The 12,868-nt window shown below is 42.3% G+C and carries 11 protein-coding genes, 9 tRNA genes and 2 rRNA genes (1 of these 22 only partly in view); 3 read left to right on the top strand and 19 right to left on the bottom strand.

Annotated features, from left to right (window positions below):
• Window position 1: 1 nt before the first annotated feature.
• A complete protein-coding gene (locus ACJ9PY_RS01040) occupies window positions 2–676 on the top strand; it encodes a response regulator transcription factor (protein WP_034304920.1) in 675 nt (224 codons plus the stop codon).
• A complete protein-coding gene (locus ACJ9PY_RS01035; RefSeq protein ID WP_268938276.1) occupies window positions 673–1,707 on the top strand; it encodes a sensor histidine kinase in 1,035 nt (344 codons plus the stop codon). Before ACJ9PY_RS01040 ends, ACJ9PY_RS01035 begins: the two co-directional genes overlap by 4 nt.
• A 108-nt stretch (window positions 1,708–1,815) precedes the next feature.
• Here ACJ9PY_RS01035 and ACJ9PY_RS01030 read toward each other — a convergent pair whose 3' ends face one another.
• The 7 genes from ACJ9PY_RS01030 to sigW form a co-directional block, all read right to left on the bottom strand.
• Window positions 1,816–2,187, bottom strand: coding sequence for an iron chaperone (locus tag ACJ9PY_RS01030; RefSeq protein WP_411739341.1), 372 nt, complete (start codon window positions 2,185–2,187; stop codon window positions 1,816–1,818).
• A 322-nt stretch (window positions 2,188–2,509) separates the two neighbouring features.
• Window positions 2,510–4,312 carry a glutamine--fructose-6-phosphate transaminase (isomerizing) gene (glmS, locus tag ACJ9PY_RS01025; protein ID WP_034304927.1) on the bottom strand — a complete coding sequence of 601 codons (1,803 nt, stop codon included), beginning with the start codon at window positions 4,310–4,312 and terminating at the stop codon, window positions 2,510–2,512.
• A 465-nt stretch (window positions 4,313–4,777) separates the two neighbouring features.
• Complete coding sequence (gene glmM, locus ACJ9PY_RS01020) at window positions 4,778–6,127, bottom strand: phosphoglucosamine mutase (RefSeq protein WP_063574534.1); 1,350 nt, start codon at window positions 6,125–6,127, stop codon at window positions 4,778–4,780.
• A 56-nt stretch (window positions 6,128–6,183) separates the two neighbouring features.
• Entirely contained in the window at window positions 6,184–7,551 is a 1,368-nt protein-coding gene (locus ACJ9PY_RS01015; RefSeq protein ID WP_063574535.1) for a YbbR-like domain-containing protein, read from the bottom strand.
• Window positions 7,544–8,368: a diadenylate cyclase CdaA gene (cdaA, locus tag ACJ9PY_RS01010; RefSeq protein ID WP_034304935.1), complete on the bottom strand. Its 825-nt coding sequence runs from the start codon at window positions 8,366–8,368 to the stop codon at window positions 7,544–7,546. Before cdaA ends, ACJ9PY_RS01015 begins: the two co-directional genes overlap by 8 nt.
• Before the next feature lie 220 nt (window positions 8,369–8,588).
• Window positions 8,589–9,212 (bottom strand): anti-sigma factor family protein, encoded by a 624-nt coding sequence (locus ACJ9PY_RS01005; protein ID WP_098866070.1) that lies wholly within the window; start codon window positions 9,210–9,212, stop codon window positions 8,589–8,591.
• A 16-nt stretch (window positions 9,213–9,228) separates the two neighbouring features.
• On the bottom strand, window positions 9,229–9,792 hold the full coding sequence (sigW, locus tag ACJ9PY_RS01000; protein WP_048685727.1) for an RNA polymerase sigma factor SigW: 564 nt from the start codon (window positions 9,790–9,792) through the stop codon (window positions 9,229–9,231).
• A gap of 172 nt (window positions 9,793–9,964) precedes the next feature.
• Here sigW and ACJ9PY_RS00995 point away from each other — a divergent pair, with 172 nt between their 5' ends.
• Window positions 9,965–10,150 (top strand): aspartyl-phosphate phosphatase Spo0E family protein, encoded by a 186-nt coding sequence (locus tag ACJ9PY_RS00995; RefSeq protein WP_048685725.1) that lies wholly within the window; start codon window positions 9,965–9,967, stop codon window positions 10,148–10,150.
• A gap of 137 nt (window positions 10,151–10,287) precedes the next feature.
• On the opposite strand, the gene rocF is transcribed toward ACJ9PY_RS00995, so the two are convergent.
• The 12 genes from rocF to ACJ9PY_RS00935 all read right to left on the bottom strand — a co-directional run.
• Window positions 10,288–11,190, bottom strand: coding sequence for an arginase (gene rocF, locus ACJ9PY_RS00990; RefSeq protein ID WP_057276360.1), 903 nt, complete (start codon window positions 11,188–11,190; stop codon window positions 10,288–10,290).
• A 208-nt stretch (window positions 11,191–11,398) separates the two neighbouring features.
• Window positions 11,399–11,474: transfer RNA gene (locus ACJ9PY_RS00985), tRNA-Ala, on the bottom strand.
• 21 nt (window positions 11,475–11,495) lie between these two features.
• Window positions 11,496–11,567: transfer RNA gene (locus tag ACJ9PY_RS00980), tRNA-Gly, on the bottom strand.
• A gap of 3 nt (window positions 11,568–11,570) precedes the next feature.
• A tRNA-Gln gene (locus ACJ9PY_RS00975) sits at window positions 11,571–11,645 on the bottom strand.
• Between the two features lie 103 nt (window positions 11,646–11,748).
• Window positions 11,749–11,832: transfer RNA gene (locus ACJ9PY_RS00970), tRNA-Tyr, on the bottom strand.
• Window positions 11,833–11,850: 18 nt separating this feature from the next.
• A tRNA-Thr gene (locus ACJ9PY_RS00965) sits at window positions 11,851–11,926 on the bottom strand.
• 15 nt (window positions 11,927–11,941) lie between these two features.
• Window positions 11,942–12,017 (bottom strand) — tRNA-Val (locus ACJ9PY_RS00960).
• Window positions 12,018–12,034: 17 nt separating this feature from the next.
• Window positions 12,035–12,109, bottom strand: a tRNA-Glu gene (locus ACJ9PY_RS00955).
• A 32-nt stretch (window positions 12,110–12,141) separates the two neighbouring features.
• Window positions 12,142–12,214 (bottom strand) — tRNA-Thr (locus tag ACJ9PY_RS00950).
• 3 nt (window positions 12,215–12,217) lie between these two features.
• Window positions 12,218–12,292, bottom strand: a tRNA-Asn gene (locus tag ACJ9PY_RS00945).
• 44 nt (window positions 12,293–12,336) lie between these two features.
• Window positions 12,337–12,452: ribosomal RNA gene (gene rrf / locus ACJ9PY_RS00940) — 5S ribosomal RNA — on the bottom strand.
• A gap of 64 nt (window positions 12,453–12,516) precedes the next feature.
• Window positions 12,517–12,868 (bottom strand): 23S ribosomal RNA (locus ACJ9PY_RS00935); it runs 2,581 nt beyond the window's last position.

The following is a 12,868-nucleotide window of genomic DNA, read 5'->3' as shown; positions in this document are numbered from 1 at the left end:
GATGACAAAAATATTGATAGTCGATGATGATGCACATATTCGCGAACTTATAAACCTGTTGTTAAGAAAAGAAGGCTTTGATCTATATGAAGCGTCAGATGGAATGCAAGCATTGAAAGTAATGGAAAAAGTGAAAATCGATTTGGCAGTCATCGATATTATGATGCCTAACATGGATGGATGGCAATTATGCAAAGAGTTACGGGAATTTAGTGATATCCCCATTTTAATGCTGACTGCAAAAGGGGAAACAACACAAAAAGTAAAAGGATTCGGGCTTGGGGCAGATGATTATCTTGTAAAGCCATTTGAACCGATCGAATTGGTTCTTAGAATAAAGGCATTATTAAAACGGTATAAAATCACTATTTCACAAACATTAAATATCGGCGAATTAAAGATGAATCGTAACACGCATGAAATGTCATTCAAAGAACAGGAATATACGATTCCATTAAAAGAATTCGAATTGCTATTTAAATTAGCAAGCTATCCCGGAAAAACTTTTTCCAGGGAAGATCTTATCGAAGACATTTGGGGCTATGATTATGAAGGGGATGAACGAACTGTCGATGTTCATATAAAAAGAGTGAGGGAACGGTTTCCTGAATCGGAATTCCCCTTCCGGATTAAAACGATTTGGGGATTGGGCTACCGTTTGGAGATAACGAGATGAGAGGCAATCGATTTTTCAAACAAATGCTTGGCATGCTGTTTTTTGTAACGTTTATTTCAATTTCCTTTTCCGCCGGGTACTATATCATTGAGCTTTTGCCCTTAAGGTTAACCAATTATGTTCGGTATCTGGCTACAATCGTGACAAGCATCGCAATCATGATATTAATTGGTCGCCTTATCCATGCTATCCATCATAATAAACGGGTAAATATATACCTCGAAATCATAGATGCCTTAAGGAAAATAGCAAATGGCGATTATAATGTACAACTGGATTTTAATATGGACAAGAGAAACGAAATGACCGATATCATTAACCATTTCAATCACATGGCCAAACAATTGAAGCAAATGGAAGAAATGCGGCAGGAGTTCATCTCTAACGTCTCACATGAAATACAGTCGCCCCTTACCTCCATTGTAGGATTTGCCCAAGCACTTCAATTTAATAAGCTGACAATCGAAGAACGAAATCATTATCTTCATATAATAGAGACAGAGAGCAGGAGATTATCCAAATTAAGTGATAACCTTCTAAAGCTTACATCCCTTGAATCCGAGCATCATCCTTTTGAAAGGACAGATTTCCGGCTGGATCAGCAAATACGGACCATTATTTTGGCTTGTGAACCCGCTTGGTTGGAAAAAGAACTCGAATTGGACATAGCCTTGGAAAAGATTCCAATAGTGGCAGACCAGGATTTGATGAGCCAAGTATGGACAAATTTAATACACAATAGCATCAAATTCACCCGCCATCGCGGAAAGATCACGATTCGATTACAACAGATTGATAGCCAGGCATCCATAACGATATCCGACAATGGAATCGGCATTTCCGAAACCGACCAGTTCCATATATTCGAGCGATTCTATAAAGCCGACCTTGCAAGGGAACGCTCAAAAAGCGGCAGCGGTTTAGGACTATCCATCGTGAAAAAGATTATAGAGATGCATGAAGGGAACATATCCGTGAAAAGCGAACTCGAAAAGGGAACGACCTTCACCATTCTGCTTCCTATTTCGTAAAAGATTTTGTCATTTTGAAGTTTATTTAAAATCATAGGAATAAAAAACAGCTACAATGGCAGCTGTTTTTTAATCTATTTGTTGGTTTTCACCCTTAATAATCTTTTTTTATTTCCGCCAAAAAGTTGAACAGTCTGCTTTATCAAAAATATTATACTCAATCATTTTCTCAAGTAATGAGTAATCAACCGGACTGTCCCACTTGATACGTACCAACTGCTTGGTGTGATCATAGCCAGCCTGCACGATTTCATCAGAGAAGTGATCGATCCCTGCCTTTTCAGGGGCAACAGCCAAATGATGTTTGGCTACGCTAAAGCCAATAATATATGTGTCATGATCGGTAAACATAGGCTGATTCCACGCAATCTTCGGCATTAGATTTGGAAATATCTTAGTTACCCAAGCCAGGACCTCTTCCGTTCGTTCCCTATGTTGCGGGTTATCAATATTCGCTAAAAATTCTGCAAAGACTTCCATGCTATTCTCTCCTAAATAAAAAAATTTTTATGAAGACTTCATTTTCAACATCACCTAAATTTAATGCCAATATGGGTTTCTTTCAACAATGCATCATAGGAAGATCATTAACATTGCTCTAATGGATGCCATGACTACCTACTGATGAATCTGATAGATTATATTACACTGCACACCGATTCATATTACCTCGGTCTTCTAATCCACTTGTCAACTTGAGAGGTTCTCGTTGTTTTAAACATAAAAAATACCCTTTGGCTAATCATAGCCAAAGGGGTAAAGCTTCGCAACTTTTTATAATCTACATTGCATTCATTCCAACTTACTCAACCGTTACACTTTTCGCGAGATTACGCGGTTTATCCACGTCACATTCGCGGTGCAAGGCTGCATAGTAGGCAATGAGCTGCAGCGGGATAACAGAGATAAGGGGTGTTAATAGTTCATTCACTTCAGGGATGACGAAACGGTCATCCTCTTCTTCCAGACCCTTCATGGAAATGATGCAAGGGTTGGCGCCACGGGCAACCACTTCCTTCACATTACCACGGATGCTTAGGTTGACGCCTGCTTGAGTAGCAAGGGCTATGACAGGTGTACCTTCTTCAATCAAGGCAATCGTTCCATGTTTAAGCTCTCCGCCAGCAAAGCCTTCCGCCTGGATGTAAGAAATCTCCTTCAGCTTAAGGGCCCCTTCAAGTACAACATAGTAGTCAAGAGAACGGCCGATGAAGAAGCAGTTTCTCGTAACGGACAAATATTCACGGGCGATGTCTTCCATCTCTTCTTTCGAATCACATAGTGCTTCCATAGCCGTCGCAACGATTCCAAGCTCTTTTACAAGGTCGAAACCGTACTCCATGTTACGGAATTGGCCAGTTACATTCGCCAAGATGGATAAGACTGCCACTTGGGCTGTGTAGGCCTTTGTGGAGGCTACGGCAATTTCAGGACCAGCATGCAGCAAGAGCGTATAATCCGCTTCACGTGACAATGTAGAGCCAGGTACGTTCGTGATGGTCAGGGCTTTATGACCAAGCGCTTTGATGGACACTAACACGGCACGGCTATCTGCAGTTTCACCACTTTGTGAAATGAAGATGAATAGCGGTTTTTTCGATAATAACGGCATATTGTAAGTGAATTCCGATGCCACATGGACCTCAACCGGAATTTCAGTCATTTTTTCGATGAATTGCTTACCAATCAACCCTGCATGATAGCTGGTTCCGCAAGCGATGATATAAATACGGTCAGCCTCACTTACGGCTTCAGTAATGTTATAGTCGATTGCAAGTTTACCTTCTTCATTTTGGTATGCTTGAATGATTTTACGTATTACGGCTGGCTGCTCGTCGACTTCCTTGAGCATATAGTGAGGATACGTACCTTTTTCAATATCACTTGCATCCAGTTCAGCCGTGTAAGGAGCACGCATGACTTCTTCGTTGGAAAGGTTCTTGATCGTTACCTTTTCATTTGTCACGATAACCATTTCCTTATCCATCAGTTCAAGGAATTGATCTGTGACTTGCAGCATCGCCATTGCATCCGAAGCGACAACGTTAAAGTCTTTTCCGACACCGATCAGCAGCGGGCTTTTATTTTTGGCGACTAAGATGGTTTCATCATTTTCAGCATCCAATAGGGCAATGGCATATGAACCCTCTAATAGAGTGAGTGTTTGACGGAACGCCTCTTCCACTTCCATACCCTCGTTCACGAACTTCTCTATGAGTTGAACGATGACTTCCGTATCCGTTTCACTTTTAAAGGCAACATCCTTCAAATATTCACGTTTTAGAATCGCATAGTTTTCAATGACACCATTATGAACTAAAGTCAATCGACCTGAATTACTTTGGTGAGGATGGGCATTTTCACGGCTTGGCACACCATGTGTAGCCCAGCGCGTATGTCCAATTCCGGTATGCGCCATAGTATTTTCATCCACGGCTGCTCGTAAGTCCGCTATTCTTCCCTTTTCCTTAAAGATTGTCACTCCTGCTTCATTTCTCACAGCAATCCCTGAAGAGTCATAACCGCGGTATTCAAGTTTTTCAAGACCTTTTAATAAAATTTCCTTTGCATCGTTAAGTCCAATATATCCAACAATTCCACACATAATTTCTGTTCCTCCAACCGATTCGAGGGAACAGGAATGCACGGGGGCATCCCTGCCCCCTCATCTCTGATATATATTTTTATAAAGGAAATGCCCTAAAGCACTTTTTCCCATTGTGCATTTCCGACCCTTTGTGCAGTAAGTTGCCCTACTGTTTTAAGATTGGAATTATTGCGGCTGTGCACTTCAGCCGGGAGGTATCCGCCGATCATTCGATAAACCTCCTCCTCGTCAACTAAGTCATTTCTCGTCCAGACTTAGTTCAGGCGCTTTTGTGAATCCATTCTCTCCTTGCCTACCCTCCTTTTTAAAACAACCATTTTTAGAAAGTGAGTTGTAAATCAGGATAATCATACCTTAAACAAGGGACATAGGTCAATTCTTAATTACCTTTACCAACAAAAAAGACTTCTTTATAAAAATATGCATAAAAGGAAATTTCGTTCCTTTTATGCATAGGATTAGTTATTCGTTCATTCCCATTTCCGCTCTTACAACTGCGACGATGCGCTCTACATAATTAGTGCATTCCTCAGCTGTCGGTGCTTCAGCCATAACACGGACTAGAGGTTCAGTACCGGATGGTCTCACCAAAATGCGGCCGTTTCCGTTCATTTCCCCTTCGACTGCCTTGATGACTTCCTGTACCTTTTCATTATCTGTTACTGCGTGCTTATCGGTTACTCTGACATTGACCAGCGTTTGTGGATATTTCTTCATCTCGCCAGCGAGCTCGGATAAGGTTTTTTGGGTGTCGCTCATGATGTTCACAAGCTGCAAGCCCGTCAATAAGCCATCTCCTGTCGTGTTATAGTCCAGGAAGATGATATGTCCGGATTGCTCTCCGCCAAGGTTATAGCCGCCTTTACGCATCTCCTCGACCACATAGCGATCCCCCACTGCCGTCTGGGCGCTTTGTATACCATGCTCTTCAAGACCTTTATAAAAACCAAGGTTGCTCATGATCGTAGAAACCACTGTTCCCTGTTTCAAACGGTTATTATCTTTCAAGTATTTCGCACAGATATACATGATTTGGTCGCCGTCCACTATATTTCCTTTTTCATCTATTGCAATGACGCGGTCTCCGTCGCCATCAAATGCAAGCCCAACATCCGCACCTTTTTCTTTTAAGAATTCAGCAAGTGCCTCAGGGTGGGTGGAACCTACCTTATCATTAATGTTCAAGCCATTGGGCGATGCCCCCATTGTAGAGATGTCTGCATCAAGATCTGCAAACAAATGCATGGCCAAGGCAGATGTAGCCCCATGTGCACAATCAAGAGCAACATGAATGCCTGTAAAATCTTCATCCACTGATTGTTTCAAATACTGGAGATACTTTTGCCCTCCTTCGAAATAATCATTCAAATGGCCTAAATCTCCGCCAACCGGACGTGGAAGCTCATCCTTTTCCTTATCTAATAGTGCTTCAATTTCCGCTTCTTGATCATCGGATAACTTAAATCCATCCGGTCCAAAGAATTTAATGCCATTATCCGCTACCGGATTATGCGAAGCGGAGATCATGACACCTGCTTCAGCACTTAAGGCCTTTGTTAAATAGGCTACTCCCGGTGTCGAAATGACACCCAGGCGCATCACTTCAGCCCCAATGGATAAAAGACCTGCAACAAGCGCACCTTCCAGCATTTCACCTGAAATACGAGTATCGCGCCCTATAAGCACTTTGGGTTTTTCTGTATTTCTAGTAAGAACGTAGCCACCAAAACGGCCTAGTTTAAATGCCAACTCCGGTGTTAACTCGCTATTCGCTATACCCCTTACTCCGTCTGTTCCAAAATATTTACCCATCTTTATCGCTCCTTCTTCGAATCGTTACTGAATTTAATGATGATGTTAAAGGAAGGTCATGTCTCTTCGTCTTTTTGTGTGATGGTGACCGAAACCGTTTTAGAATCCAGCTCCCATTCCACTCCCTCAGGCACTGTTACCGCCAGATCCACATCATGCGTACCTTCATCTAAATTACTCACATCTACTGTAAGATTAATGTCGTCTTTAGTTATTTTCTTCAAATCATCCGCCTCACCAAGCAAAGTGATGCTGGTTACATCGGATTCCAATTCGGCATCTTGGTCATCCCGTATGCCCACAGGAACTATTTGTATATTATTGAAAGTTTTGGACTCAATGGCAGCCGGTTCATCTTCTTCTTCTGGTTCTGGTTTTTCTTCAACTACTTGTTCTTCTTGTTTTTGTTCGGTTTCTGGTTCTTCCTCTTCCACGACTGGCTCTGCATTCTCTTCATCTACATCAACTTTTTCTGTACGAATCTTGACCTGCGCCTTACCCAAGGACATTTTTTGTACACTATCCGGTTTATTAAGATCGAGTTCCAGTTCTGTATCACCATCAATTTTCGAGATATTTACAGGAAGATTTATTTCATCTATTTTCTCCAGGCTCGTTTCCGAACCAAATAAGGTGACCTCTTTTGGATCGACACTTATACTCGTGATCCTGATTCCATCCTTTGCCTTGCCGGTTTGCTTCGGTGCTATCGACACCGTCTTGGAAGGAATGCTCACTTTTAAGGAAACGGCAACAGAAGATGGCTCGATCGTCACATCCAGCTTATTCAAATCCCTGTCCAAGGCTTTAACGGTCGCCTTGCTGTTCACCGTTTCGTTAAGTCCCTTACTTATTTCAAGGTTTGCCTTTACATAGGAAATTTGTTCAATTGCATCTTTAGCACCCGTTATTTTAACAGTTTTCGGGCTGACTGTTGGCTGACCGGCTGTATACCCCTCTTCAAGTAAAGAGCTGTTATACTCGGCCTCAACGGAGAATTCCTTCGTCACCCGTTCCTGAACGTTGACTTCCGCATATTCCGGATCGATCGTCGCCACTAACTTTTCATTCAAATCACTTATTTTAAATGTGACAGTTCTGTCCCCCATTGAGATTGCAGGATCAGAAAGGTCAACATACACTTTAAAATCCCTTTGGTTTTTCGCATTAATCAATAGGCTTTTTGCTCCCTTTAGAGTAACATCAACTGTTTCAGGCACCCCGCTCACCACTAGATTCTCACGGTCATAGTACACTTCAACCGGTACATTTTCGATGGTCTCCGTACTGATTTCAGGGGCAGTCGATAAACCAAGGGATTTTTTATCCGACTCCATCTCAAAGTTAATGGAAATGAACAAAAGTGCTGCCAAGGCAAAAGCTACGATTCTCATAAACCAAGCGCTATTGGTGAATTTATCCATTCTTTTTCCCCCTCCAGTTAAAGATGCTTGAGGAAGTTGATTTGATATTTTCCACTACCAGTTCACTTGTAAGCATGGCCCTAAATGATTCTTGATTCAAATCCCGGTAAAGTTCCCCGTTTTTAGTGACGGATATTCCTCCCGTTTCTTCTGATACGACAATCGTCAGACTATCCGTAACTTCACTCATGCCTATGGCTGCCCTATGCCGTGTGCCAAGTTCCTTTGATATGAATGGACTCTCTGATAATGGCAAATAGCAAGCGGCAGCTGCCACCTGGTTATTTTGTAAAATAACTGCACCATCATGGAGCGGCGTATTAGGGATGAAGATATTAATGAGCAGTTCTGAAGAAATATAGGATTTCAGGGGTATCCCCGTTTCAACATAATCTCCCAGCTCCGTACCTTTTTCTATCGTAATCAAGGCACCAATCCGCCTTTTTGCCATATAGGTGGACGCCTTTAGGATTTCCTCGACTAAACGCTCTTGCTGATTCTCTTCTGGAACGGTGCCCCTTGCAAAGAGCTTCCCGCGTCCTAATTGTTCAAGTGCCCTTCTCAGTTCAGGTTGAAAAATGACGAGAATTGCCAATACTCCCCAATTCATGACTTGTGCCATTAACCATCCGAGTGTATTGAAACCAAACAGGTTGCTTAAGCTTTTTACAATGACAATTACAAAAATTCCTTTTAGCAGCTGAATAGCCTTCGTGCCTCGAATAATAGTTAACAATTTATATATCACAAACCATACAAGGAGAATATCAATGAAATTTACTACATAGTCCCAAACAGTCAAATTGGTTAAAGACATGTTGTTTCCTCCAGTCAGTATTACTCCAAATACCAATAACAATCTTTATTTACAATAACCTTAATAGTATACCATTTTTTAAATGATTCATCTAAAAACTAGTGTGAGAAATTTACACAGGAAAAAAGAACCATTAAAAATGGTTCCCCTTCCTTTAAAAAATAAAGCTGGGCGAAGTCATCGCAAATCAAAAACGATGCCCCTGCCCAGCTTCTATTCCTTATTCCTTTTTCTCCTCTTTGGCAGGAACCAACGAGGTTGCAGTGTCCTTCACTTTATACCACATCCACTCAAAAGCTTGGTCAATAACATAGATGCTTCCGGTCACATTACCTGCTTTAGACATATACTTATGCCCATTTATGACTGTCACATCTCCCTCTACTTCACCATCTATTTGAATATTACCATTTTGAACTACCACATTTCCCTTGATTGTCTCACCCTCAGGCACAATAACCGTTTCACCTTCGACCACTAAGTTAGGCTGCTTTGAAACTGAAAAATGTTCGTCCTGATTATAAGTGGAAAAAACAGATCCTGTCATCAATATGATGAACATCGCTGCCGCTGTCATGAAAGGATGGCTTTTGAACCAACGTTTGGCACCTGTTGTTTTCGTTTCCTTTGGCAATTGAGCCATAACCTTCGCTGTAAAATCATCCGGGGCCTTTATATGGGAAGTGCTTTGTACAAGAGCGACCGCCTTTTTCATTTCATGAAAGTAATCCCGGCATTCAGCACAGTCATGCAAGTGCTCCCGTAAAACTTCTTTATGCTCCGGTTTGATGTCCTCATCTAAATAATCATGCATATATTCAATGATTTCCTCATGGCAGTTCATTTTTCTCACCTTCTTTTTATAAATGGCGTAGTTGTTTACGCAAGGCTTCGCGACCGCGATGTATCCTCGTCTTAACCGTACCGACCGGCAAATCGAGTATCTCACTGATTTCCTTTAGAGATAACTCTTCAATATACTTCAATACGATTACCGATCGGTATTTCTCGGGCAATTTCATTATTTCCACTTGAATGGTTTCCTGCAGTTCTAATGATTCAACCTCTTCCTCGGGTTTCGCCATATCCGATGCAATTTGGGAATACATATTCAATCCCTCTGTTCCTGCCACCTCTGCATCCAGATAGTAGTCCGGTTTTTTCTTGCGAAGCCGGTCAATACAAAGATTGGTCGCAATCCGATATAACCATGTAGAAAATTTCATTGTTATATTGAAACTTCGAATGTTCACGTAGGCCCTTACAAAGGCCTCTTGAGCCAAATCTTCTGCTTCTTGCCTGTTTCCGAGCATCCTGAAACATATTTGGAAAACTTTGTCCTTGTAAATTTCGACAATTTCACCAAAGGCATTATGGTCTCCTTTTAATACTTGATTAATTCTCTCTTTAATGAGTGCATCCATTTTCCGGTATTACCCCCGCTCATGCGGCTATACGATTACTACGAATCGTAAGCTGAAAGGTTTCAAAAATTTAATACATTAATTTTAACAAAGTTTTACATTTTATGTTTAAGAAAAAAAAAACAGGGCTATATAGTAAGAAATTGTAAAATCCAAAGGAGTGATTCTCTATATGAGTACTGAACAAATTTTAGACCATATTGAACAATGCAGACAGAAAATGATGTTTTTGGCTTCCCGTTCTTCCATGGTGGATAATGAAGTTATTGAAGTTAGCAGCAAACTGGATTCTTTAATCATTCAATACATCCATTTGACTAAAAATGAAGATCTCATGGACAGACGTGCTCTCAAGTGAGCATGGATAGAAAATTGCAACCATTTATCTATAGATATGTTTCTGTTACATACACCCTGGTAAATAAACCTACGTCTTCTAGCATATAAAAAACAGTAACCCATTACAAGCCGGTTACTGTTTCTTTTAATTATTAGTTATAATAATTTTTCTCCAAATAGCGAACCCATTAAGGCCACGGCAACGATTGCCGTTTTATTTCGCTCATCTAAAATGGGATTCACTTCAACGAATTCAGCGGATGTAATCAAGTTGGATTCCGCAAGCATTTCCATGGCCAAATGACTTTCCCGATAACTTATACCACCAATCACCGGGGTCCCGACTCCGGGTGCATCTGCTGGGTCCACTCCATCCAAATCCAGTGAAAGGTGGACGCCATCCGTTCTTTCCCTTAAATAATCAATGCATTCTTCCATGACCCGTGTCATTCCCAACCGGTCGATCTCATGCATCGTGAATACTTTAATCCCTTTCTCACGGATAAGTTCCTTTTCCCCTTCATCCAATGACCTCGCTCCAATGATTACGATGTTTTCCGGTTTCACTTTTGGAGCAAAACCATGTATATTAATCAGGTCCGGATGGCCAATCCCAATACTGACAGCCAAGGGCATCCCGTGTATATTTCCTGATGGTGAAGTATCTTCCGTATTTAAATCGCCATGTGCATCGTACCAAATCACACCTAGATTCTCATAGTGCTTTGCGACTCCTGCCAGTGTGCCTATCGCTATTGAATGGTCTCCTCCCAATACAAGCGGAAAGGAACCTTCTTCTATTATTTCATCAACTCTTGTAGCTAACTGGGTATTACCTTTTGCTACAAGCTGTAAGTTTTTTAAATTTGTCCCGGGCTCATCTGCATTTTCAGGACGCCCTACAATTATATCCCCTAAATCCTCTACTTCTATATTCAACTTTTCAAGACGCTCGACAATCTCTGCGCAGCGGATGGCACTAGGTCCCATATCCACCCCTCGCCTTGCTTGACCAAGGTCCATGGGCAATCCGATGACGGAAATTTTCTGAATAGACATACAATTCCCCCTTTCCACCATTTTATATCGTATATGCCAATTGGTTCAACTCGACATTTCCATGTATAAAGATGCACGTTTTCCGATAACATATGTTTTTTGTGAAAAAATATCTTTCTGGGGATTAGTTTACCCAACTATGCCTTAAACAAAAAAAAGTCTTAAACCATTTTTGGCTTAAGACGTAAGTTTTGGTGTATGTAGTTGATGGTGGAGCCTAGCGGGATCGAACCGCTGACCTCCTGCGTGCAAGGCAGGCGCTCTCCCAGCTGAGCTAAGGCCCCTAAGGAATTTAAAATATATTAAGCGGAAGACGGGATTCGAACCCGCGACCCCAACCTTGGCAAGGTTGTATTCTACCACTGAACTACTTCCGCAAATGGCTGGGCTAGAAGGGATCGAACCTTCGCATGACGGAATCAAAATCCGTTGCCTTACCGCTTGGCTATAGCCCAATATATGATATGAATGATTAATGTACAACAAAATAAAAAGGTGGTAATCATATATTTCCCCAATACAGAGAATATATAACTGATCCACAGGATTTTATTAAAATGGTGGAGGGGGGCAGATTCGAACTGCCGAACCCGAAGGAGCGGATTTACAGTCCGCCGCGTTTAGCCACTTCGCTACCCCTCCGCAATATATGGTTGTAAATGGTGCCGGCAAGAGGACTTGAACCCCCAACCTACTGATTACAAGTCAGTTGCTCTACCAGTTGAGCTACACCGGCAAGTAAAGAATAAAATGGTGGAGGATGACGGGATCGAACCGCCGACCCTCTGCTTGTAAGGCAGATGCTCTCCCAGCTGAGCTAATCCTCCGGATTAATGATTTAAAATGGTGACCCGTACGGGATTCGAACCCGTGTTACCGCCGTGAAAGGGCGGTGTCTTAACCGCTTGACCAACGGGCCGAACTGTTTTTTTGTTCATAGATAGATTGGGAAGCTCCCAAGCGGATTCGAACCGCTGACCTCTTCCTTACCATGGAAGTGCTCTACCTACTGAGCTATGGAAGCATATGGCTCCGCAGGTAGGACTCGAACCTACGACCGTTCGGTTAACAGCCGAATGCTCTACCACTGAGCTACTGCGGAATAATATAATGTTTCCTAAAACCCATTAAAGATTTAAATGAACAGCTTGGCGGCGTCCTACTCTCACAGGGGGAAACCCCCAACTACCATCGGCGCTGAAGAGCTTAACTGCCGTGTTCGGAATGGGAACGGGTGTGACCTCTTCGCTATCGCCACCAAACATAAAAGGAACGTTGTTCCTTCAAAACTAGATAATAAGAAGGTATTTCATTTTTTAAAAAGCGTTGGTTAAGTCCTCGATCTATTAGTATCAGTCAGCTCCACATGTCACCATGCTTCCACCTCTGACCTATCAACCTGATCATCTTTCAGGGATCTTACTAGCTTGCGCCATGGGAAATCTCATCTTGAGGGGGGCTTCATGCTTAGATGCTTTCAGCACTTATCCCGTCCGCACGTAGCTACCCAGCTATGCCTTTGGCAAGACAACTGGTACACCAGCGGTGCGTCCATCCCGGTCCTCTCGTACTAAGGACAGCTCCTCTCAAATTTCCTGCGCCCGCGACGGATAGGGACCGAACTGTCTCACGACGTTCTGAACCCAGCTCGCGTACCGCTTTAATGGGCGAACAGCCC

It is taken from the genome of Peribacillus sp. S4 (genome assembly GCF_046715815.1).
Taxonomy (GTDB): domain Bacteria; phylum Bacillota; class Bacilli; order Bacillales; family DSM-1321; genus Peribacillus; species Peribacillus frigoritolerans.
Note: the sequence above shows the minus strand (reverse complement) of the source record. Positions and strands in the feature narration are given on the sequence as shown.